The sequence below is a fragment of the Brachybacterium sp. NPDC056505 genome, assembly GCF_042794925.1.
Taxonomy (GTDB): domain Bacteria; phylum Actinomycetota; class Actinomycetes; order Actinomycetales; family Dermabacteraceae; genus Brachybacterium; species Brachybacterium kimchii.
The window spans coordinates 14,980-36,069 of the sequence record NZ_JBHTSV010000010.1; the positions used below are offsets into that span (position 1 = coordinate 14,980).

Genomic DNA, 21,090 nt, shown 5'->3' on the forward strand with positions numbered 1-21,090 from the left:
CCGGAGCTTTCCTTGCTGGCGCCGTTCTGCGGACCGCACCGTTCAGCGGAGCGCGGCGGGCCGGCTCTCCTCGACCTCGGCCCCGACGTCTGCCCCGCCCGCGGCCTGCTCCTCCATGGCCGGCTCGAGCACCCGGTCGGGCCGCGAGTAGACGTTCAACCGCGGCCCGCGCACGAAGCCCGCGAGGGTCAGACCGGACTCGACGGCGAGCTCGACCGCGAGGGACGAGGGGGCGGAGACCGCGGAGAGCACGGGGATACCGGCCATCACGGCCTTCTGGACCAGTTCGAAGCTCGCCCGGCCGGAGACCTGCAGGATCGTGCCGCGTGCGGGCAGGCGGCCGTTCTGCGCGGCCCAGCCCACGACCTTGTCGACGGCGTTGTGCCGCCCGACGTCCTCGCGCAGCACGAGCAGCTCACCGCTCGCGGCGTCGAACAGCCCGGCCGCGTGCAGCCCGCCGGTCTTGTCGAAGACGTCCTGGTGCTCGCGCAGGGTGTCCGGCAGGGAGGAGATGAGCTCGGGGGCGATGCGGAGGTCGTCGTCGGTGACGCCGAAGGCGGACTCGGTGCGGACGGCGTCGATGCTCGCCTTCCCGCACACCCCGCACGAGCTGGTCGTATAGAAGTTCCGCTCGGTCGACCGGGAGGGCGGAGGCACGTGCGGGGCGAGCGCCACGTCCAGCACGTTGTACGTGTTGATCTCGCCGCCCGTGCCGGGGCCGCCGCAGTGGATCGCCTGCACGACGTCCCGCGAACCGCGGATGATCCCCTCGGAAAGGAAGAAGCCGGTCGCGAGCTCGACATCATGGCCGGGAGTGCGCATCGTGACCGCGACCGGGCGTCCGTCCGCCCGGATCTCGAGGGGCTCCTCGACCGCGAGCGTGTCGGGCCTGCGGGTGCTGCCGTACCCGAGACGGATGCGGGTGATCGGACGGCTGGAGGTGATGCGACCCATGCCGCACAGGGTACGCCGGGGCCTTCGCGCGGCACGAGCGGTCGACGTCAGCGGGCGGGCTCGTCCTGGGGCCGGTCCTCCACGAGGCGCAGGGCGCGCGGGGCGAAGCGGAGCCGGGAGCCGACGACCGGCAGGCCGCTGCCGGTGGCCTGTGCGGCGTCGTCGGGGGAGACCTGGGCGACCAGGCCGTTGTCGGCCTCGACGCGGACGCGACCGGCGCTCGCCTGCACCCCGATGACCTGGCCGACCACACCCGACGGGCCCCGTCGGGCGTCGCCGTCGCCCGCCGCGGTCCCGTCGTCGAGCGGCAGCAGATCGACGTCCTCCGGGGCGGCGATCCCCAGGGCGCTCTCGCCATGTTGCGGAAGGGCCTCGGGATCGGGCGCGCCGGTCAGCACCGCGTCGCCCACGCGGAGGGCCGCTGCCGCCGCACCGCCCTCCCCGGCCGTGCACGTGCCCTCGATGACGCCGAAGCCCGCGAGGCGGGCGCCGAAACGGCTGCGCGGGGACGTCGCGATCTGTTCGGGGACGGTGCGCTCGCGGATGGTGCCGGACTCGAGGACGACGCAGCGGTCGGCCAGGTCCCAGGCGTCGCTGAGCTGGTGGGTGACCAGCAGCGCGGTGGTGCCGGTGCGGGCGAGTTCGCGGGTGAGGAGCCCTCGCACGCGGGGAGTGGATTCGGCGTCGAGGGCCGCGAAGGGCTCGTCGAGCAGGATCACCGAGGGGCCGGCGGCGAAGGCCCGGGCGAGGGCCACGCGCTGCTGCTGACCCCCGGAGAGGCGGTGCGGGCGCTGGGCGGCGCGGTCGGCGAGTCCCACCCGGTCGAGCCAGTCCAGGGCGAGCGCGCGGGCCGGGCGCCGCCCCATGCCGCGCGCTCGCGGGCCGAAGGCCACGTTCGCGACCAGATCCAGGTGGGGGAACAGCAGCGGACGCTGCTCCAGCAGGGTGATGCCGCGCAGATGCGTGGGGACGCTGCGGCGACCGGGGGCATCGAGCACGTGCTCCCGCGCCTGCTCGCCGCCCTCGGTGACGGCGATGCGTCCGTCGGCGAGCGGGACGGCGCCGGCGAGGGCGCCGAGGATCGTGGACTTGCCGGCCCCGTTCGGACCGAGCAGGGCCAGGCGGCCGCCCGGAGGCACCTCGAGGCGGGCGCGCACGTCGAAGCTCTCGCGGTGGACCACGAGATCGGCGGCGAGCCCCGCACCCGTCGGACGCTCCGATCCCGCGCTCACCGCACGGCCTCCTCACGCCAGGAGCGCAGGCCGGCGACGATCACCACGGCGCTCACCAGCAGCAGCAGGGAGAGCGCGAGGGCGGAGTCCTGGCTGACGCCGACCCCGTTGTACGCCGTGTAGATCGCGAGGGGCATGGTGCGGGTGACGCCCTCGGAGTTGCCCGCGAACAGGGCGGTCGCCCCGAACTCGCCCATGGCGCGTGCGAAGGCGAGCACAGTCCCCGCAATGAGACCGGGTGTCACCAGCGGCAGGGTGACGCGGGTGAGCACGCGCCAGCGGCTCGCGCCGAGGGAGGCGGCCACCCTCTCATGGCCCTGGCCAGAGGTGCGCAGCACGCCCTCGAGGGTGATGACGAGGAACGGCATGGCCACGAAGGTCTGGGCGACGATCACGCCCGCCGTCGTGTACGGGAGGGAGAACCCGGTGGCCTCGAAGATCGGCCGCCCGAACACGCCCGAGCGTCCCAGCAGGGACAGCAGGGCGAGGCCTCCCACCATCGGCGGCAGCACCAGCGGCACCATCACGGCCGCCCGCAGCACCGCGGCCGTGCGCGAGGACGCGCGGGCGATGAGGAACGCGAGCGGGAAGCCCAGGACCAGGCATGCGATCGTCGAGCAGAAGGCGGTGAGCAGCGAGAGCCAGAGCGCCGTCACCGTCGAGGGGGCGACCAGGTCCTCGCCGAGGGTGGACCAGTGCACCCGGGTGAGCATCCCGGCGAGCGGCAGCACCAGCACGGCGAGGCCCACCAGGGCGATGGTCCGCAGCCAGGCGGGAGGTCTCACGGCGCGCCGAAGCCGGCCTCGTCGAGCACCTTCTGGCCGTCGTCGGAGAGCAGGTAGTCCTCGAAGGCCTGGGCGCCCTCGGGGTCCTTCGACTTCGTGCTCACCGCGACCGGGTACTTATTCACGGCCTCGTCGGCCTCCGGGAAGTCGACGCCCTCGAGCTTGTCGCCAGCGGCGGTGACGTCGGTGGTGTAGACGAGGCCGGCGTCGGCCTCGCCCTCGGCGACGCGGTTGACCACGCTGGTCACGTTGGTCTCCTCGCTGACCGGCTTCAGCGTCACGCCGGTGGCGTCCTCGACCTTGTCGGTGGCCTGGCCGCAGGGGACCTCGGAGGCGCAGGTGACCACGGAGACGCCGGACTTCGTGAGGTCGTCGAAGGTCTTGATGCCCTTGGGATTGCCGGGGGTCGCCGCGATCTCCAGGGTGTTGGTCGCGAAGATCTTCGAGTCGTCGGTGATGCCGGCCTCGGTCACGGGCTCGAGGCTCTTCTCGGAGGCGAAGGCCAGGACGTCGACGTCCGCGCCGTCGATCGCCTGGGTGGCGAGCGCCTGCGAGCCGTCGTACACGATCGGCTTCACCTCGTACTCGGGATGCGCCTTGGTGAAGTCCTTCGCGACCGTGTCCAGAGGCCCCTGCAGCGAGGCGGCCGCGAAGATCGTGATTGTCTTCGTCGAGCCGTCGCCGGAGTCGGAGGCGGCGGAGTCGTCCGAGTCCGAGTCCGAGCCCGAGCAGCCGGCGAGGGCGAAGGCGGAGACGGCGAGGAGCGCGCCGGCGGTGCGCAGGCGAGCGGTGGTCGACAGGGACATGGGGTGATCCTTCGTATCGGAGGGGAGGGATGGACGGGGGAGCGCCCGACGGGGAGCGCGGGGGCGGGGGAGCGCAGGCTCCGGGTCAGGGCGTCTCGACGATGACGGTCGTCGCCTTGACGACGGCAGTGGCCAGGGATCCGACCTCGAGCTCGAGCTCGCGAACGGCTTCCGTGGACATCAGCGAGACCACCCGGTGGGGTCCGCACTGCATCTGCACCTGGGACATCACCTGATCGCTGACGATGCCCGTCACCAGGCCCACGAAGCGGTTGCGGGCGCTGGACCCGCGGCGCACCGGATCGTCGGGTCCGCCGGCGGCGGCCTCGAGGCGCGCGGCGAGCTCCCGGCCCTCCAGCACGGTCCTGCCCGCGGCGTCCGACGAGGAGGTGAGCGCCCCGTTGTCGATCCAGCGGCGCACGGTGTCATCGCTGACGCCGAGCAGCGCGGCGGCCTCGCTCACGCGGAAGGTGGTCATGACCTCAAGTAGACCACGAACCCGCAATTGCGGAGGAATCATGGCATTGTTTCCGTGGGTGCGGATGCAGCGGAGCCGAGGGGGCTGCCGCGGACGCCGCCGCCGGACGATGCGGTCGGGCGCGGACCGACCGGGTCCGGGCTCCTCGCCGGCGCCGTCGAGGAGCACCGGGCGAGCACGCTGCACGACTAGCATGGAGAGCATGCTGACCTCGCTGACGACGCTCCGCACGCGATGCGCAGGGGAGAGGGCATGATCCCCTGGCAGGACCATCGCGCCCGCCTCATGGAGGCGGTCCGCGCACTCGATCCGGTGGAGCTGCCGCTCGCCGAGGCCCGCGGTGCCGTGCTCGCGGACGACGTCCGCACGATGCATCCGGTGCCGCTGTTCGACAACTCCGCCATGGACGGATTCGCCGTCCGACGCTCCGACGCACGCCCCGGCGCACGCCTGCGCGTGGTGGGAGACGCCCCGGCGGGCGCCGCCGAGGACCCGTCCTTCGGCCCGGGCGAGACGGTGCGGATCATGACCGGTGCGCCGGTCCCGTCGGACGCCGATGCGATCGTCCCGATCGAGAAGGTCCGGATCGATCCGGCAGAGGACGGAGCGCCGGAGAACGGGACGACGGGGTCCGACGGGCTCCCGGCTCGGATCGAGATCCTCGAGGAGCCGAAGCCCGGCGCGCACATCCGACGGCTCGGCGAGGACACCCCTGCCGGAGAGATCGCCGTCCCGGCCGGCGTCGAGCTCACCCCCTGGCACCTGGCCGCCGCGGCATCAGCCGGTCATGGCCGCGTGCGCGTGATCCGGCGGCCGCGGGTCGCGGTCGTCTCCACCGGGTCCGAGCTCGTCCCCGCGGGGCAGGAGCTGCGCCGCGGCCAGATCCCCGAGTCCAACTCCGTGCTGCTCGCCGCGGCGCTCGACGCCGACGCGTTCGAGGTCGTGGACGTCTCCTGGTTCCGCGACGAGGACTGCGAGGACCTCGCCGGCCACGTCCGCGCACTCGCGGCTGATGGCCTCGCCGACGCCGTGGTGGTCAGCGGCGGCGCGAGCGTGGGCGCCTTCGACGTCGCCAAGCACGCGCTCGCACCGCTCGGGGTGAGGTTCGAGAAGGTGGCGATCCAGCCCGGCAAGCCCCAGGGCTTCGGCCTCGTGGACGACCGCCTCCCCGTGTTCTGCCTGCCCGGCAACCCGGTCGCGGTCTCCGTCTGCTACGAGCTGTTCGTGCGTCCCGCGCTGCGCGTGATGTCCGGGAACGACCAGGTCCTCCGCCCCACCGTCCTGCGCCGGGCACGGGTGGGCTGGACGTGCCCGAAGGGCCGCGCACAGGCGCTGCCGGCGATCATGGACGAGAGGACCGTCGCCCCCGCGAGCGCGGGCGGCAGCGGATCCCACCTGGTGGTCTCGCTCGCCCGGGCGCACGACCTGGCGATCGTCCCGGCCGCCGCGGACCGGGTCGAGGCGGGCGACGAGGTCGAGGTGATGGTGCTGTCATGAGCGAGAACCCCCAGCCCTTCACCCACCTGGATGCCGACGGGCAGGCGCGCATGGTGGACGTCACCGAGAAGACGCCCACGGTGCGAAGCGCGACAGCCCGCGGCAGGGTGCTGTGCACCCCGGAGATCATCGCCGCCCTGCGCGATCGGACGGTCCCCAAGGGCGATGTGCTCGCCGTGGCCCGCATCGCGGGCATCCAGGGCGCCAAGCGCACCCCCGAGCTGCTGCCGCTCGCGCATGTGATCGGCGTGCACGGTGCGGTGCTCGACGCCGAGATCGAGGACGACGGCGTGGAGCTGCGCGCGACCGTGCGCACCGCCGACCGCACGGGCGTGGAGATGGAGGCCCTCACCGCCGTCTCCGTCGCCGCCCTCGCCGTGGTCGACATGGTCAAGGGCATGGACAAGTCCGTGGCGATCGAGCGCATCGAGCTGATCGAGAAGACCGGCGGCAAGAGCGGCACCTGGCATCGCACCTGATCCCCGCGGAAGCCCGTCGGATCCCGACGCCGACCCACCGCACCGACCGCACCGACCGCATCGAGGAGAACACATGCCGCGCAGCGTCCCGCCCGAACTCGAGCCCTGGATCGAGCAGCTCGCCCCCGCCCTCGGCCTCGCCGCCGAGGACGTGCCCACGAACCTGCTGCTGGGCCTGACCGGTCAGGTCGCCCACGGGGTCACCCGTCCCGCCGCGCCCGTGACCACCTACCTCATGGGGCTCGCGGTCGCCGCCGGCAGCAGCCCACAGGAGGCGACCCGCGTGGTCAAGGCGCAGCTCGCCGACTGGGAGGCCGAGCACCCGCAGCAGGACGACGCCTGAGCGATCCGCCGGACCGTCCATCCTGATCCCGCCCGGGAGCGATCCGCACCGGGAACCGTCCGGCCCGGTCAGCCGCCGATGGCGGACATCGGGCGGTCGGGCTGCAGGAAGCCGGGATCGTCGATCCCGTGACCGGGGCGCTTGGCGCCGATGCTCGCGCGGATCATCCGGGCCACGTCCTCGTCGGACCCGTCCCCGCGCAGCAGGGAGAGCAGATCCGACTCCTCCCGCGCGAACAGGCAGTTGCGCAGCTGCCCGTCGGCCGTCAGGCGGACCCTGTCGCAGGCGCCGCAGAACGGCGCGGTGACGGAGGCGATCACGCCGACGGTCGCGTCGGTGCCGCGCACGCGGAACACCTCGGCGGGGCTCGAACCCCGATCGCCGACGGGCTCGAGGTCGAACTCGGCGGAGAGCTTCTCGAGGATCTCGGCACCGTCGACCATGGTGTGGCGCGACCACACGTGGCCCGCGTCCAGCGGCATCTGCTCGATGAAGCGCAGCTGGGCCTCGTGGTCGATCGCGAAGCGCAGCAGGTCGCAGAACTCGTCGTCGTTCACGCCGCGCATGGCGACCGCGTTGATCTTCAGCGGCCGCAGGCCCGACTCCCGAGCGGCCGCGATGCCCGCCTGCACGGCGGAGAACCGCTCGCGGCGGGTGAGCGTCGCGAACCGCTCGGGGTCCACGGTGTCCAGGCTGATGTTCAGCCGCGACAGGCCGGCCGACTTCAGATCGTCCATGACGCGGTCCAGGCGGATTGCGTTGGTGGTCATGGAGATGTCGAGCGGTCCCTCGGGTCCCTCGATCGCGTGCAGGCGGCGCACCACGTCGACGATGTCGGGACGCAGCAGCGGCTCGCCGCCGGTCAGGCGCACCTCCACGATCCCGAGGCGGGCGAGGACGTGCGCGACCCGGTCGATCTCGTCCGTGGTCAGCACGTTCTCCTTCGCGAGCCACGGCAGGCCCTCGGCGGGCATGCAGTAGGTGCAGCGCAGATTGCACTTGTCCGTGAGCGAGATCCGCAGATCGCGGTGGACCCGCCCGAAGCCGTCGACGAGCGGGCCGTCCCAGACGTCCTCGGGGGACGCCTCCGGGGTCGTCGCAGGAGCCTCGGCGGAGCGCACGCGGACGGTCGGCGTCGGCAGGGCGACGGCGGTCGGCGTCGGAGCGGGGTGGTACGCGGTGCTCATGCGCTCATCCCGGTCTCGGCGAGGCTCCCGAGCCCCACCCATTCGGCGGTGCCGTCGGCCTCGACCTGGCGCTTCCACACCGGCAGCTCGGCCTTCACGCGCTCGACGACCTCGCGGGCCACGTCGAAGGCGTCGGCGCGGTGCACGCTCGAGACGGCGGCGACGATCGCGATCCCGCCCACCTCGAGAGACCCGGTGCGGTGGGAGACGGCGATGCGCACGTCCTCGCTGTCGCAGCGCGCCGCGATGTCCGCGAGCAGCCGCTCGGCCTCGGGGTGCGCGGAGTAGTCCAGGCGCACCACCGTCCCGGTGGCCTCGGGATCGTTGTCGCGCACGGTGCCGATGAAGGCGGCGGTCGCTCCGGCCGCCGGGTGCGAGACCGCGTCGAGGTGCGCGGCGACGTCCAGGGGTGCGGCGGTCACGGCCGACATGACGATCACGTGTGGTCACCTCCGCGGACCTGGTCGGCCACGTGGGAGGCGACCGAGAGGATCACGGGCATGCCGTCCTGCACGGCGCCGGGGGAGCCGGCGAGGTTCACCACGAGCGTGCGGCCGCGCAGTCCGGCGAGGCCGCGCGAGAGCATCGAGGCGGGAAGGCGGTCGGCGACGATGGCGCGCAGGCGCTCGGCGATCCCGGGGATCGGGCGGTCCAGGAGCGGCCCGGTCGCCTCGGGGGTGACGTCCCGCGGGCCGAGCCCGGTGCCGCCCGTGGTCACCACGAGCGCCGCACCGCCATCGACCGCCGTGAGGATCGCACCGGCGATCGCATCCCGGTCATCGGGGACGACGACGCCCGTGACCTCCCATCCGGCCTCTTCGAGCAGGCGGGCGCCGAGAGGACCGGAGACGTCCTCCCTGGTGCCCTCCGCCGAGCGGTCGGACACGGTGATCATCGCGGCTGACCTGTCCGGATTCTCCATGCGTCCACTGTAGTCGCGCACCGTGCGCCGGGGCGGGACGAGGGAACGAGGCGCAGCGTGCGGGCTCCGGGATCAGCCGACGGTGGATCAGCGCAGAACGGAGAAGCGCCCGTCGGCCCCGACGAACCGCGAGGCTCGAGGGCATGACACGGATGAGAACAGCCAGGACCAGAACGCTCGAGAACACATACCCCGTCGGCCCCCGCGCCGACTCCGAGGACGCCGACCAGAACGCACCGACCCCACCGCCCGCGCTCGCGGACCGCACCGCGACCGGGCTCCTGCACCAGCGCATCCTGCTGCTGGACCGAGAGCTCGAGCAGGACAACGGCGCGCAGCTGTGCGCGCAGCTCGTGCTGCTCGCCGCCGAGGATCCGAGCCGGGACATCACCCTGCTCATCAACTCGCCCGGTGGCCTGGTGCCCGCGATGCTCGCGATCGGCGACCTCATGGACGTGATCCCGTGCGATGTGCGCACCGTCGCGCTCGGCATGGCCTACAGCGCCGGACAGTACCTGCTCACCCACGGCACCCCCGGCAAGCGCTTCATCCTCCCGCACGGCCGCGTGCTCATGCACCAGGGCTCTGCCGGCTTCGGCGGCAGCGCAGCGGACATCGAGCTCCAGGCCGAGGACCTGCGCCGCGGACGCGACCTGCTCATCGACATCACGGCCGAGCGCACCGGCCGCTCCCGCGAGCAGATCGCCCGGGACTCCGAGCGGGACCGCATCTGGGAGGCGGCCGACGCCGTCGCCTACGGCTTCTGCGACCACGTGGTGGAATCGCTCGATCAGATCCTGCCCTACGGCGAGCGTCGCGGCGCCGGTGCCCGTGCAGGGATCCGGGCGGGAGACGCGGCATGAGCAGCTACACGATCCCCTCGGTCATCGAGCGCACCTCCCACGGCGCCGAGCGCAGCGCGGACGTGTTCTCCCGCCTGCTCAGCGACCGCATCGTCTACCTCGGCACGCCTGTGGACGACGGCGTCGCCAACACCGTCATCGCCCAGATCCTCCACCTCGAGAACGACGCCCCTGACCGCCCGATCCAGCTGTACCTGAACTCGGAGGGCGGGGACGCGCAGGCCGTCCTGGCGATCCATGACGCCCTCGAGTACGTGCGCAGCGACGTCGCCGTCACCTGCGTGGGACAGGTCGTCGCCGCGCCCGTGGTGTTGCTCGCCGCCGGGACGCCCGGCATGCGCTCGGTGCTTCCGCACGCCCGGGTGGTGCTGCATCCGCTCGAGGCCAGCGGCCGTGGAGCCGTGCCCGACCTGATCCTGGCGACGCAGGAGGTCGAGCGGGTGCGCCGCGAGCTCGAGGCCGTGATCGCCGAGCACAGCGCCACCGACATCGCCGCGGTGCGCGCCGACCTCGAGCGCGAACGAGTCCTGGATGCGCAGGCCGCCGTGGACTACGGTCTCGCGGACCGGGTGCTGTGACGGCGGTGAGGCGCGGGCGGGCGTGTGTCTGAACCCGACGTGCGGTTCGCGGGCGCCCCCGTCTGCAGTTGAGTGCTGCGTAGTCGTCGTGAAGAGGTCGCTTCACGACGATTACGCAGCACTGTCGGCGGGTGAGGGACGCTCGGCAGTTCCGCGTAGCTCGTCTCTCTCGACGCACTGCGGTGGTCTGGTCACTGCTGCGACTGCCGCACCCGATGCGACGCGCGGAGGGCACACCAGGATCTGACACATCGGGTCGCTGTGACGTTCCCGCGGGAACGTTTGCGACAAAGCGTGGGACAAAGATCAGGTGTCGAGAAGGACCGGATCTCGAGTGAACGCGTCCCGTCCGCCATCACGGGGGCAGGCGGACTCTGCCACGACGAGGTGGGCGCGCCGTCCTGGCGCTCGATGGCGAGGGCACGAGTACGCGGCGTGCGACGGGGACTCCGAGTGTTTTCAGTCGGTGGCGACCCTCGTGTGGGCAGGCGGCCGCGACCGGACGCGCGTGGTCAGGCGGCGCTGAGCTGCGGCTCGCGCGCGGAGGACGTGCGGATGCCATGGGAGACGGGAAGCGCCGTGGCCTCCTGGAGTCCCGCACTGCGGCCGCGAGCGGTCAGGTCGAGGACGACTCCCTGGCGCGCGGCGCCTCGGTGCAGGACCGGCTGACGCACGTCGCGCCGGGACTCGCGAGGATCCTCCTCGTCGCGCGGGACCGCCGCGAGATGCACCCGTCGGCCGATGTCGAAGACGCTGATCCCGAGAGCGCCGGTCAGGGCCGCGAGCACCTCGCTCGAGGGGTCCTTGCGACCGCGCTCGACATCCGAGACGTGCTGCATGCTCACGCCGCTCGCCTCGGCGAGACGCGCGAGGGTGAGGTCCTGGCGGCGGCGCTCCTCGCGGAGCGCGGCGCCGACGAGCTCTCGCAGCAGGGGTTCGGTGGCGTCCATGCTCGGAGCCTACGGCGCGCGGCGATCGGACGCGCGGGCCTCTGCTGTGAGCGGAAGAGTCCTCGGGCGCCTCTTCGAAAACTGCTCGCCACGGCGACTCGCCCGATCTAGCGTTGCCCCCATGTTCTCCCTCTGAAGATCTGCACAGCACGGCACCTCGACCCAGGGAGAACCATGTCCGAGACCACCAGCCCCGCACCCGCACTCGGCCCCGACACCGGCTACGACCAGCACCCGGAGCCCGACGAGCCGTCATCCACCACGTGGGTCAATCGGCCCTACAGCCCGGAGGACGAGAAGAGCTGGCTCCGCTGCCGCGCGCTCGCCTTCCTCGACACCGACTACTACGACGACGTCCGGCGGTCGCGTCCCGCAGGGCCCACGCTGCAGCTCGTGGCCGTGGCACCCGGGCCCGACGCGGCCGACCACGATGAGGTGATCGGGATCCTCGACATCGAGATCGACGGCAGCCTCGCCACGATCGACACCATCGGCGTCCACCCCGACCACCGCCGCGGGGGCATCGCCGACACCCTCCTGGCCGAGGGCCTGCGGCGACTGCCGCCCGGGATCGCGGTGCTGGATGCCTGGACCCGCGAAGACGCGGCCGCTCACGCCTGGTATCGGGCGAACGGCTTCACGGAATCGGATCATTACCTGCACGTCTACAAGGGGTGGGACGAACCCCCGGAGGGGTGGAAGGCCCCGGAGCCGCTGCGGCGCCCCGTGATGGCCTTCTGCCACGCGGACCTCGCGAACGAGGCCGAGATCCGCGACCGTTTCGAGCGAGTCCACGTGTGCCGGCGGTTCAGCCGGCCCGTCGCGCTCGACGTCCCTACTCTCGAACCGTGAGCGAGCAGGGGACCCGGAACGCCTACGGGGAGCGCGCCGAGGAGTATGCCCGGCTGCTCGGATCCGTCGACAGGATGGCAGCGGAGGACCGTCGGCGGATCGAGACGTGGGCGGCGCGGACCGACGGAGTGAGCTGCGGGCTGCTCCTCGACCTGGGCTGCGGTCCCGGTCACTGGGCCGCGCACCTCGCGTCGCGAGGACATCGTGTGCGCGGCATCGACCCGGTGCCCGGATTCATCGAGCTCGCGCACGACACTCACCCGGGTGTCGCCTTCTCCGTGGGCGACGTGTTCGCGCCGGCGATCGGGGAGCCGACCTGCTCGGGCGTTCTCGCCTGGTACTCGCTCATCCATCTCGAGCCTGCGCGCATGCGCGCAGCCCTCGCGTCGATCGTGCGGATGCTCCGGCCCGGTGGCACGCTGCTGCTGGGCTTCTTCGACGGGGCGCGGCTCGAGCCCTTCGACCACGTGATCACGACCGCGCACTACTGGCCCGTCGGTCAACTCGAAAGCCTGTTCGAGGACGTCGGCCTCACGGTGACCGATGTCGAGCAGCGCACCGACCCGGGCGCAAGACCGCATGGTGCCATCGAGGCGCGACGGGAGCTTCGCTCATGACTACACCGGAGGAGAGGGACACGGCGGTGCACGAGGAAGAAGAGCGTCCTATCGATGCCATCGACCTGCTCCCGGTGAACGGGGTCCTTGGGCTCGGCGAGCCGACGCACGGAAGCGGCAATGTCTTCGCCTGGAAGTGGCAGGTCATCCTCGACCTCGCGCGGCGCGGACTGATCTCGACCGTTGCCTTCGAGGAGTCCTACGCCGTCGGGCGTGCCGTCGACGCAGTCCTGCGTCCGGGCACCGATGGCCTGACAACTGGTGCGGCCTCCGCGGCCCCCGTGGCGTCGGCTCTCGACGAGGCCTGGGGCAGGGGATCGTCGATCTGGGACACCCGGGAGATCCGTGCCGGACTGCACGCACTGCGCGAGCTGAACCTCGAACTCCCACCGAAGAGTCGGATCCGCTTCCTGGGGATCGACGTCCGCAAACCCCATGAGGCCGCCCGTCAGCTGCTCGACAGAGGGCATGAGGAGCCCGTGCTCATCGATCTCGCCGAGCGCAGAGAGCTCGGGATCGACGGGCCCGGTCGTCTGCTCGCCGCGACGCGGCGCATCGCGCGGACGGCAGGGAGTCCGTGCTCGGAACACGCCGCAGCGGCCGATGCATCCGTGGACGGCGCGCTCGCGCGGCAGATCGCCAGGTACGTCGAGACCTACCTCCAACGGCCCGGTCTCGAGGGGCTTCACCTGCGTGAGCCGCACATGGCGAGCACCGTGGTCGAGAACCTGCCGTCGGTGGGCGGAACGGTGGTCTGGGCGCACAACGAGCACGTCTCCCGCGCCGAGGACGCGCTCAACGAGGCCGCGAGAACGGGAGCCGGGCCCGCCGCGGCGACGCCGTCGATGGGGTGGTATCTCGCCGAGCAGCTCGGACCCCGCTATGTGCCTGTCGGCGTGCTGTGCACGACAGGGGAGTGCCGCGCCGTCGACCCCGCGTCCGGCGATGAGGGGTACAGCTCCGTTCGCCTGCCCCCGATCAGGCCCCGCACCACCGAGCACGCTCTCGCGGATGTGCCTCGGGGGCTCCACCGCACGCGGGATCTGCTGCCTCATCCTGGCCCTCGTCGGTTCATCGGGTGGCAGGTGGACAGCGACCTCGCCACGTCAGATCCCGCAGCCTTCGAGATCATGCGCCCGACGAGCGACTTCGCCGAGATCCAGCTGATGGGGCCGAGCGCTGCGGCGCAATGAGCCCGCCGACGGGGCGCTCGCGGGCGCAGCGGGTCAGGTCCGCTGCGTCCCCAGCACCGAGAGCAGCTCGAGCTTGCCCGCGTCCTCGGTGTGCGGGGCCGCGGTGAGCACGAGCAGCACCTGCGTCTCGTCCTCCGTGAACAGGGCCTGGCAGTCCACCTCGATCTCTCCGACCTCGGGATGGACCACCACCTTGTGGTCCTCGAACCTCCGCGCCACGATCTGGGCGTCCCAGAGCTCGGCGAACTCCTCGCTGCGATCGTGCAGCACGCGCGCCAGCTCGCCGGCGCGGGAGCGCGGACCCGTTGCACCGTAGGCGGCGCGCAGGGTCGCGACCTGGGCGCGGCTCTGCCGGGCATGGTCGGAGGCCGGGTACATGCCCCGGCAGGTCTCCGGGCGGGCGAACCACTGGAAGATCGCGCTGCGCTCCCATCCCTCCAGCAGGGAGGCGTCGCCGAACAGGGCGCGTGCGGGCTCGTTCTGCACGAGCGGCTCGGCGAGGTCGGAGATGATCATCGCCGGCACGTCGCGGATCCGGTCGAGCACCCGCAGCAGACCGGGCGCGACATAGGAGTGCGCGACGGATCGGTCCGGGGCGCTGTGCCCGGCCACGCGGAACAGGTAGTCGCGCTCGTCGGCCGTGAGGCGCAGTGCCCGCGCGAGCGCGGCGAGCATCGCGGTCGACGGCTGCGGGCCGCGCTTCTGCTCGAGACGCGTCACGTAGTCCACGGACATCGTCGCCAGCTGCGCGACCTCCTCCCGTCGCAGCCCCGGGGTGCGCCGGCGCGTGCCCGCTGGCAGACCCACGTCCGCAGGGGAGATGCTGCGGCGCCTCGCCGCGAGGAACCCCGCGAGCGCCTCGCGGTCCATCCCCGTGCGTGCGCCGCCCGTCCCCGTTCTCACTGGCTCCATGCCCCGAGTATCCCGGCAGCGCGCCCGCGCATCCAGGGATCGCGGATCCCCCGATCAGCCGGCCCTGGTGCGCACCCGACGCGGGGCGAAGACTCCCTGCCATGGAACTCACCGGACACACGATCTTCATCCCCGGCGCGACCAGCGGCATCGGCCTCGCCCTCGCGCTGCGCTTCTCCGAGCGCGGCAACACCGTCATCATCGGCGGCCGACGCACCGAGCGCCTCGCCGAGCTCGCCGCCCAGCATCCGGGCCTGGGCACGGTGGCCCTGGACGTGACCGACCCGCGCAGCATCGAGGCGGCTGCCCGCACCGTTCTCGCCGAGCACCCGGACCTGGACATGCTCATCGCCATGGCCGGGATCATGCGCGCCGAGGACTGGACGACGTCCGAGGGCCTGCTCGCGACCGCGGAGGCCACCGTCACCACCAACGTCCTGGGGCCGATCCGCCTGATCGCCGCGTTGCTGGACCACTTCGTCGGCCGACGGGACGCGACGATCATGACGGTCTCCTCGGGCCTCGCCTTCACCCCGCTCGCCGCGACCCCGACTTACAACGCGACCAAGGCAGCGATGCACATGCTCAGCGAGTCGGTCCGCCTGCAGCTCGAGGGCACCGGGGTGCGGATCCTCGAGCTCGAGCCGCCGGCCGTGCGCACGGACCTCATGCCGGGGCACGCCGAGAACGAGATGGCCATGCCGCTCGACGCCTTCGCCGACGAGGTCATGGAGATCCTCGCGGCGCGGGACGCGTCCTCCCTGCGCGAGATCCAGGTGGAGTCCGTGAAGGTGCTGCGCTATGCCGAGGTGGGCGGTGACTATCCGCAGGTGGTCGAGATGCTCAACGCCCGCGACCCGCACGGCAAGCCCTGATCCCGGCCCCGGCGAATCCCCCGTCGGACCGTGCTCACGTGCGTACCCTGGCGCGGTGACCACCACGCTCGCAGACCTCGACTGGCCGCTCCGCACCGAGCGACTCACGCTGCGCCGCGCCCGCGCCGAGGATGCCGAGGCGATCTGGCCCTGGTACGGCAGGCCGGAGGTCCACGAATGGACCTACGGCCTGCCCGCCTCGCGCGCCGCCCATGTCGAGACCTGGGAGCAGTCGCTCGCGGCGAGGATCGTCGGGGAGCTCGACGGCAGGGTCGTCGCCGTGGGCGGCGTGATGGTCCAGGACTCCTGGTCCCAGCGCCAGGCGATCGCCGCCGCCCACCGCAGCCAGGGCGAGCTGTCCTGGGTCCTCGACCCCGACGTGCACGGCCGGGGGCTCGGCACCGAGTACGCGGCGGCGCTCCTGCGCATCGCGATCGCCGGGCTGGGGCTGCACCGCGTGGAGGCCAGCTGCTTCGCCGCGAACGCGCCCTCGGCCCGGATCATGGAGAAGATCGGGCTGCGCTGCGAGGGCGTCTTCCGCGGGGATTCGCTGCATGCGACCCGCGGCTGGATGGACGGCATGACCTGGGCGATCCTTGACGAGGAGTGGCACGCGCAGCACCCTGACCAGAGGCCGTCCGGGCAGTCGCCGTCGGCCGATTAGGCTTCCTCCATGAGCACCATCGTCCTGCCGGGCTCCTTCGACCCGTTCACCCTCGGCCACCTGGATCTCGCCCGCCGGGCCGCGATGCTGTGCAGCCGGCTGATCATCGCGATCTCCCACAACCCGAACAAGAAGGGGATGCTGCGCCTCGAGGCGCGCCAGCAGGCGATCGACGAGACCATCCGCGCCGAGGGGCTCGACCCCAAGGTCACGAGCGCCGTGCTGCCCCGCGGACTGCTCGTCGACTTCTGCCGCGAGCACGGCGCACGGGCCGTGGTGCGCGGCATGCGCGGCCAGATCGACCTGGCCTACGAGGAGCCGATGGCGCGCATGAACCAGCACCTCGCGCATGTCGACACCGTCTTCCTGCTCACCGACGCCCGGTACTCCCACATCTCCTCGAGCCTCGTGCGCGAGGTCTCCCAGCTGGGCGGCCCGATCGACGACATGCTCCCCGAGGCCTCCCGCCGCGCGCTCGAGGCGGCGCTCGCGGAGCGGGAGGCGCCCACGGGATCGTCCGAGGCCTGACGCCTCGGGTCGGACCCGTCACCCGACCCGCGCGCCCCGAGCCGCGTCGGCGCTCCCGCTCGTATCCTGGGGCCGTGAACATTCGAGCCAGCATCCCCGCGCCCGACGATCTCGACCTCCGCTTCGACGTCGTCGACCTCATCGGCCGCCCGGGAGCCCACCGGCACGTGGACCGCACCGTGGAGGTCGTCGACCAGAAGGTCGGGAACCTCGCCCTGACCGTCCCCGCGGGCGAGTCGATCAGCCTCGACGCCGAGCTCGAGTCCGTGGTCGAGGGCATCTTCGTCAGCGGCACGGTCGAGGCCCGCGTCACCGGCGAGTGCTCGCGCTGCCTGGACCCGCTCGAGCGCGAGGTCGACGCTCGCATCGACGAGCTCTTCAGCTACCCCGAGAAGATCAGGGCCGACGAGGAGGACGACGTCCCCGCCCTCAGCGGCGACGACGTGGACCTCGGCCCCCTCGTGCACGACGTCATCGCGCTCGAAGCCGAGGAGCGCCCGCTGTGCAAGCCCTCGTGCATGGGCCTGTGCGCCCAGTGCGGCGCGCGCCTCGAGGACGATCCCGACCACCACCACGACGTCATCGACCCGCGCTGGGCGGCCCTGAGCGGCCTGCTCGGCGGCGAGGGGCAGTCGGCCGACGCGGACGACTCCGAGTCCGCCGGCTCCGAGGGCGGGACCGACGCCGACCGCACCGACGGCGACCCCGACGACGGCGCGGCCGTCGACGAGGAGCGCTGATGGCCCGCTCACGGCGGTCCACCGAGGCGAAGGACCCCCAGGAGCTGCTCGCGACGCTGCCGCTGTTCCCCGACCAGGCGCGCCGGCTCACCGAGTCCGGACTGCTGGACCTCGCGCTCACGCACCGCTCGTACTCCTACGAGCACGAGCAGATCCCGCACAACGAGCGCCTCGAGTTCCTGGGCGACGCCGTGCTGCAGCTCGCGACCACGGAGGAGCTGTACACCGTCCATCCGACGCTGCCCGAGGGGGACCTCGCCAAGCGCCGCGCTGCCACGGTGAACACGCGCGCGCTCGCGCTCATCGGCCGACGCATCGAGCTGGGCCAGTACGTGAAGCTGGGCCGCGGCGAGGACCTCTCGGGCGGCCGCGACAAGGCCTCGATCCTCGCCGACACCATGGAGGCGCTGATCGGCGCCGTGCACCTCTCGTGCGGACAGGACGTCTCCCGCCGGTACGTGCTCGAGCTGCTGCGCCCGCTGCTCGAGAGCGACGAGATCCTCGAGGCCGGGTACGACTTCAAGACCCGCCTGCAGGAGATCGCCGCGGAGACCGGGACGGTGCCCGTCTACGAGATCACCGGCACCGGCCCCGAGCATGCGAAGACCTACACCGCGACCGCGACCATCGCCGGCATCGTCACCGCGAGCGGCGAGGGCGCCTCGAAGAAGGACGCCGAGCTCGCCGCCGCCCAGCACGCCGTGCGCAGCCTCCTGGAGGCCCGCGGCGAGTCCGTGCTCCCGCGCGGCTGAACCGGAGACCGTCCATGCCCGAGCTGCCCGAGGTCGAGGTGGTCCGCCGCGGCCTCGCCCCGCACGTGGACGGCCGCGTCATCACACGCGTCGACGTCCACGAGCCGAGGTCCCTGCGCCGCCAGATCGGCGGGCCCGATGCGTTCGTGCAGGCCGTCACCGGTGCCCGCGTCGCCCGGCTCGAGCGGCGCGGCAAGTTCCTGTGGTGGCGTCTGCAGGACGAGCGCGGCGACGAGCTCGGCGAGGCGCTCATGACGCACCTGGGCATGAGCGGCCAGATGCGCGTGCGCGGGGGAGGAGGCGCGGAGATGGCGCCGCTGTCGCCCGGTCCGTCGGACCCCGCCCCACCGGATCCCGCCCCGCGCGGCGAGGGTCCCGCGAGCGATCCGCACAGGCATCGCCGCATCGTCCTGCACCTGGACGACGGCGCGCAGGTCGACTTCGTGGACCAGCGGATCTTCGGCGGTCTCTGGACGAGCCCGCTCGAGCAGGACGCGGATGGTCTGCCCGCGACCGCGGACTCCATCGACGACCTGCTGCCGGCCGACGTGATGGGCATCGGCCGCGACCTGCTCGACCCCGCGCAGGACCGCTCGGCCGTGATCGAGGTGATGCGCTCGCGGCGCGCGCCGATCAAGGCGCTGCTGCTGGACCAGTCCCTGGTCAGCGGCATCGGCAACATCTACGCCGACGAGGGCCTGTGGGCGGCCCGCACCCGCTACGACGCCCCCGGCGAGACGCTCACCCGCGGTCGCGCCCGACGCGTCCTCGACGGCGCCGAGGCCGTCATGCGCCGGGCGCTCGAGGTGGGAGGGACGAGCTTCGACGACCTCTACGTGAACGTCGACGGGCGCTCCGGGTACTTCGCCCGCTCCCTCGCCGCCTACGGCAGGGCGGGCGAGCCGTGCCCGCGCTGCGGCGCGATCATCCGCCGCTCCGTGCTCCAGCAGCGCTCGTGCTTCTACTGCCCGAGGTGCCAGCGTAAGGCGTGACCCGCCGTCTCCCGCGGCGGTGCTCAGCCCAGCAGCGAGCCGATCGAGGCGATGAAGCCGCCGAGCAGGAACGCACTGATGCCGATCAGCAGCGGCCGGTTGTCCATCGCCGCATTTTCGCCCAGCGCATGGTGCGTGACGGCGTGCCCCCTGCCGCGGCGCAGCAGCGCGCGATTGACGGGCCACGCGGCGAAGAACGCGATGGTGAGCGAGATCGCCATCGAGATCCAGAAGAGCGGGTCGAGCAGCGTCGCGCCCATCGCCCCAGGGATCACGAGCATGACGAGGTTGTCCACGATCTCCATGACGGCGATCGAGAGGGTGTCGGCCACGAGCACCAGGCGCAGTGCGGCGCTCAGGGCGATGCCGCCGCGCAGCAGCGGCAGCGACGAGAGCGAGTACCCGAAGACGAAGGCCAGGAGGATCGACAGGAGCGTCGTGGGGAGGTTCGTCCATCCCGCGGCGGTGCCGACGAGGAGCCCGATGATCTCCCCGATGGAGCATCCCGTCAGGCAGTGCAGCGTCGCGCCCACGGCCATCCCCGACATGTCATGGGCATGGTGCCCGCCGTGCGGGTCCGCTGCGGCCTGCGCGCCGGGACCGTGATCGTGGTGCGCATGCTCATCCGGCGTGTGGTCCACCAGGGTCCTCCTCCACGTCCTGCGCTGGTTGCGCGCGTCGGGCCGACGCCACCCGTCGATGCTACGACCCGCTCCGTCCGCGGCGCCCCTGCGGAGGGGCCGGGAGCTCCCTGCGTCGGCCCGCGGAGCTCCTTGTGGGCATCGCGGCGCGGGTCTAGCGTCGGCCAGGCACCCGCGAGGGTGCGCACCGCAGGAGAAGGAGACGCTCATGGCACTTCAGGACCAGCCCGGCTACGTCATCCAGATGCGCGCGAAGCCCGGCATGGGCGACCGTCTGTTCGAGCTCGCCACCGAGGGGATGTTCAAGTCCGGCGCCTCCGACCGCTTCATCATGCTGCGCGAGGACGCCGACCCCGACGTGCTGTGGAACATCGAGATCTTCCGCTCGGAGGAGGACAAGGACCACTACGAGAACAGTCCGCTGGCCGACGAGCTGCGCGACGAGATCCTCGAGACCCTCGACGGTCCTCCGCTGCGCCGCGTCGAGGTGCATCCGTACGCGGCGATCCCGGAGCTCCCCGGCGACAAGGCCTGAGCACCCTCAGGGAGGGGATGACCTCCTGAGGTAGCGTGGCGAGAGCCGGACCCCGACCACCCGCCGGACCCACTCGCGGAGGACTCTGCCATGGACGACGCCCCGATCGGCGTGATGCTCGTCGACGACTTCGAGGTCGTCCGACGGGGGATCGCGACGGTGGTCGCGGCCGACCCCCGCCTCCGGGTCGTGGGGGAGTCGGCGAGCGTCGCCGAGACGGCGCGCCGCCTGCCGGCCATCCGGCCCGACGTGCTCGTGGTGGACCTGCAGCTGCCCGACGGCACGGGCATCGACGTCATGCGCGCGGCGCGCGGCGTCGACCCCGACATGCGCATGCTCGTGCTCACCAGCTTCGACGACGACCCCGCCGTGCACGAGTCGAGGGCAGCGGGCGCCGCGGGACTGGTCCTGAAGTCGGCCCGGGCCGCGGACATCGTCGGCGCGATCCTCGCGGTGCACCGCGGCGAGTCGATCTGGCCCGAGGACCGAGCGGCCGACGGGCCCGAGCTCTCCGCCTCCGATCAGCGCATCGTCGAGCTCATCGGCGACGGGCACTCGAATCGCGAGATCGCCGAGGAGGTGGGCATCGCCGAGAAGACGGTGAAGAACCGGGTCACCGTGATCCTGCAGGCCCTCGGTCTGCAGCGGCGCACCCAGGTCGCGGCGATGGTGGCGGCCCGTCGGCGGGCCGGCTGGAAGTCCTGAGCCCTGACCC

Annotated in this window: 27 protein-coding genes; 16 read left to right on the forward strand and 11 right to left on the reverse strand. The window is 72.5% G+C overall.

What is annotated here, in order from left to right; all coding sequences use genetic code 11:
* Window positions 1-42: 42 nt before the first annotated feature.
* The 5 genes from fdhD to ACFQ53_RS08135 all read right to left on the reverse strand — a co-directional run bounded on the left by fdhD (window position 43) and on the right by ACFQ53_RS08135 (window position 4,255).
* Window positions 43-954: a formate dehydrogenase accessory sulfurtransferase FdhD gene (gene fdhD, locus ACFQ53_RS08115; protein WP_377857889.1), complete on the reverse strand. Its 912-nt coding sequence runs from the start codon at window positions 952-954 to the stop codon at window positions 43-45.
* 47 nt (window positions 955-1,001) lie between these two features.
* Window positions 1,002-2,186 (reverse strand): ABC transporter ATP-binding protein, encoded by a 1,185-nt coding sequence (locus ACFQ53_RS08120; protein ID WP_377857892.1) that lies wholly within the window; start codon window positions 2,184-2,186, stop codon window positions 1,002-1,004.
* Window positions 2,183-2,971 (reverse strand): ABC transporter permease, encoded by a 789-nt coding sequence (locus tag ACFQ53_RS08125; RefSeq protein WP_377857895.1) that lies wholly within the window; start codon window positions 2,969-2,971, stop codon window positions 2,183-2,185. The genes ACFQ53_RS08120 and ACFQ53_RS08125 overlap by 4 nt, the downstream gene beginning before the upstream one ends.
* Window positions 2,968-3,777: a molybdate ABC transporter substrate-binding protein gene (gene modA, locus ACFQ53_RS08130; protein WP_377857898.1), complete on the reverse strand. Its 810-nt coding sequence runs from the start codon at window positions 3,775-3,777 to the stop codon at window positions 2,968-2,970. Before modA ends, ACFQ53_RS08125 begins: the two co-directional genes overlap by 4 nt.
* An 85-nt stretch (window positions 3,778-3,862) precedes the next feature.
* Window positions 3,863-4,255, reverse strand: a complete 393-nt coding sequence (locus ACFQ53_RS08135; protein ID WP_377857900.1) for a molybdopterin-binding protein — start codon at window positions 4,253-4,255, stop codon at window positions 3,863-3,865.
* 252 nt (window positions 4,256-4,507) lie between these two features.
* Between ACFQ53_RS08135 and glp the strand changes: the two genes are divergently transcribed.
* From glp to ACFQ53_RS08150, 3 genes are all read left to right on the forward strand, one after another.
* On the forward strand, window positions 4,508-5,752 hold the full coding sequence (gene glp / locus ACFQ53_RS08140; RefSeq protein ID WP_377857903.1) for a gephyrin-like molybdotransferase Glp: 1,245 nt from the start codon (window positions 4,508-4,510) through the stop codon (window positions 5,750-5,752).
* Window positions 5,749-6,231, forward strand: coding sequence for a cyclic pyranopterin monophosphate synthase MoaC (gene moaC / locus ACFQ53_RS08145; RefSeq protein ID WP_377857906.1), 483 nt, complete (start codon window positions 5,749-5,751; stop codon window positions 6,229-6,231). The genes glp and moaC overlap by 4 nt, the downstream gene beginning before the upstream one ends.
* A gap of 73 nt (window positions 6,232-6,304) precedes the next feature.
* Window positions 6,305-6,574, forward strand: a complete 270-nt coding sequence (locus ACFQ53_RS08150) for a DUF6457 domain-containing protein (protein WP_377857909.1) — start codon at window positions 6,305-6,307, stop codon at window positions 6,572-6,574.
* Between the two features lie 68 nt (window positions 6,575-6,642).
* On the opposite strand, the gene moaA is transcribed toward ACFQ53_RS08150, so the two are convergent.
* The 3 genes from moaA to ACFQ53_RS08165 are packed head-to-tail and all read right to left on the reverse strand — an operon-like array spanning window position 6,643 to window position 8,683.
* Window positions 6,643-7,761, reverse strand: coding sequence for a GTP 3',8-cyclase MoaA (gene moaA, locus ACFQ53_RS08155; protein WP_377857912.1), 1,119 nt, complete (start codon window positions 7,759-7,761; stop codon window positions 6,643-6,645).
* The gene (locus ACFQ53_RS08160; protein ID WP_377858078.1) at window positions 7,758-8,192 is read right to left on the reverse strand and encodes a molybdenum cofactor biosynthesis protein MoaE; all 435 of its coding nucleotides are present in this window, start codon (window positions 8,190-8,192) and stop codon (window positions 7,758-7,760) included. Before ACFQ53_RS08160 ends, moaA begins: the two co-directional genes overlap by 4 nt.
* A 5-nt stretch (window positions 8,193-8,197) precedes the next feature.
* Entirely contained in the window at window positions 8,198-8,683 is a 486-nt protein-coding gene (locus tag ACFQ53_RS08165) for a molybdenum cofactor biosynthesis protein B (protein ID WP_377857915.1), read from the reverse strand.
* A gap of 143 nt (window positions 8,684-8,826) precedes the next feature.
* Here ACFQ53_RS08165 and ACFQ53_RS08170 point away from each other — a divergent pair, with 143 nt between their 5' ends.
* Both ACFQ53_RS08170 and ACFQ53_RS08175 read left to right on the forward strand, forming a co-directional pair.
* A complete protein-coding gene (locus ACFQ53_RS08170; RefSeq protein WP_377857918.1) occupies window positions 8,827-9,546 on the forward strand; it encodes a ClpP family protease in 720 nt (239 codons plus the stop codon).
* Complete coding sequence (locus ACFQ53_RS08175; RefSeq protein WP_377857921.1) at window positions 9,543-10,124, forward strand: ClpP family protease; 582 nt, start codon at window positions 9,543-9,545, stop codon at window positions 10,122-10,124. Before ACFQ53_RS08170 ends, ACFQ53_RS08175 begins: the two co-directional genes overlap by 4 nt.
* Window positions 10,125-10,636: 512 nt before the next feature.
* On the opposite strand, the gene ACFQ53_RS08180 is transcribed toward ACFQ53_RS08175, so the two are convergent.
* Window positions 10,637-11,074 (reverse strand): helix-turn-helix domain-containing protein, encoded by a 438-nt coding sequence (locus ACFQ53_RS08180; protein ID WP_377857924.1) that lies wholly within the window; start codon window positions 11,072-11,074, stop codon window positions 10,637-10,639.
* 174 nt (window positions 11,075-11,248) lie between these two features.
* On the opposite strand from ACFQ53_RS08180, the gene ACFQ53_RS08185 reads away from it, so the two are divergent.
* From ACFQ53_RS08185 to ACFQ53_RS08195, 3 genes are read left to right on the forward strand one after another with little or no spacing between them, the layout of a single operon-like run.
* The gene (locus ACFQ53_RS08185) at window positions 11,249-11,926 is read left to right on the forward strand and encodes a GNAT family N-acetyltransferase (RefSeq protein WP_377857927.1); all 678 of its coding nucleotides are present in this window, start codon (window positions 11,249-11,251) and stop codon (window positions 11,924-11,926) included.
* Complete coding sequence (locus ACFQ53_RS08190; protein WP_377857929.1) at window positions 11,923-12,543, forward strand: class I SAM-dependent methyltransferase; 621 nt, start codon at window positions 11,923-11,925, stop codon at window positions 12,541-12,543. Before ACFQ53_RS08185 ends, ACFQ53_RS08190 begins: the two co-directional genes overlap by 4 nt.
* Entirely contained in the window at window positions 12,540-13,736 is a 1,197-nt protein-coding gene (locus ACFQ53_RS08195) for an erythromycin esterase family protein (RefSeq protein ID WP_377857932.1), read from the forward strand. The genes ACFQ53_RS08190 and ACFQ53_RS08195 overlap by 4 nt, the downstream gene beginning before the upstream one ends.
* Before the next feature lie 33 nt (window positions 13,737-13,769).
* Here ACFQ53_RS08195 and ACFQ53_RS08200 read toward each other — a convergent pair whose 3' ends face one another.
* Window positions 13,770-14,606, reverse strand: coding sequence for a helix-turn-helix domain-containing protein (locus tag ACFQ53_RS08200; RefSeq protein WP_377858081.1), 837 nt, complete (start codon window positions 14,604-14,606; stop codon window positions 13,770-13,772).
* A gap of 143 nt (window positions 14,607-14,749) precedes the next feature.
* On the opposite strand from ACFQ53_RS08200, the gene ACFQ53_RS08205 reads away from it, so the two are divergent.
* From ACFQ53_RS08205 to mutM, 6 genes are all read left to right on the forward strand, one after another.
* Window positions 14,750-15,523: an SDR family oxidoreductase gene (locus tag ACFQ53_RS08205; protein ID WP_377857935.1), complete on the forward strand. Its 774-nt coding sequence runs from the start codon at window positions 14,750-14,752 to the stop codon at window positions 15,521-15,523.
* Between the two features lie 55 nt (window positions 15,524-15,578).
* A complete protein-coding gene (locus ACFQ53_RS08210) occupies window positions 15,579-16,187 on the forward strand; it encodes a GNAT family N-acetyltransferase (protein ID WP_377857938.1) in 609 nt (202 codons plus the stop codon).
* Between the two features lie 9 nt (window positions 16,188-16,196).
* The gene (coaD, locus tag ACFQ53_RS08215) at window positions 16,197-16,715 is read left to right on the forward strand and encodes a pantetheine-phosphate adenylyltransferase (protein ID WP_377857941.1); all 519 of its coding nucleotides are present in this window, start codon (window positions 16,197-16,199) and stop codon (window positions 16,713-16,715) included.
* 74 nt (window positions 16,716-16,789) lie between these two features.
* Window positions 16,790-17,455 carry a YceD family protein gene (locus ACFQ53_RS08220; RefSeq protein WP_377857944.1) on the forward strand — a complete coding sequence of 222 codons (666 nt, stop codon included), beginning with the start codon at window positions 16,790-16,792 and terminating at the stop codon, window positions 17,453-17,455.
* Window positions 17,455-18,207 carry a ribonuclease III gene (gene rnc / locus ACFQ53_RS08225; RefSeq protein WP_249479544.1) on the forward strand — a complete coding sequence of 251 codons (753 nt, stop codon included), beginning with the start codon at window positions 17,455-17,457 and terminating at the stop codon, window positions 18,205-18,207. Before ACFQ53_RS08220 ends, rnc begins: the two co-directional genes overlap by 1 nt.
* Window positions 18,208-18,221: 14 nt before the next feature.
* On the forward strand, window positions 18,222-19,199 hold the full coding sequence (mutM, locus tag ACFQ53_RS08230; RefSeq protein ID WP_377857947.1) for a bifunctional DNA-formamidopyrimidine glycosylase/DNA-(apurinic or apyrimidinic site) lyase: 978 nt from the start codon (window positions 18,222-18,224) through the stop codon (window positions 19,197-19,199).
* A 23-nt stretch (window positions 19,200-19,222) separates the two neighbouring features.
* Here the strand turns inward: mutM and ACFQ53_RS08235 are convergent, their stop codons facing one another.
* Window positions 19,223-19,840: a DUF4396 domain-containing protein gene (locus ACFQ53_RS08235; RefSeq protein ID WP_377857950.1), complete on the reverse strand. Its 618-nt coding sequence runs from the start codon at window positions 19,838-19,840 to the stop codon at window positions 19,223-19,225.
* Between the two features lie 208 nt (window positions 19,841-20,048).
* On the opposite strand from ACFQ53_RS08235, the gene ACFQ53_RS08240 reads away from it, so the two are divergent.
* Together ACFQ53_RS08240 and ACFQ53_RS08245 are read left to right on the forward strand one after the other, a co-directional pair.
* Window positions 20,049-20,375: a putative quinol monooxygenase gene (locus tag ACFQ53_RS08240; RefSeq protein WP_377857953.1), complete on the forward strand. Its 327-nt coding sequence runs from the start codon at window positions 20,049-20,051 to the stop codon at window positions 20,373-20,375.
* A 90-nt stretch (window positions 20,376-20,465) separates the two neighbouring features.
* Window positions 20,466-21,080, forward strand: coding sequence for a response regulator (locus ACFQ53_RS08245; protein ID WP_377857956.1), 615 nt, complete (start codon window positions 20,466-20,468; stop codon window positions 21,078-21,080).
* Window positions 21,081-21,090: the final 10 nt, after the last annotated feature.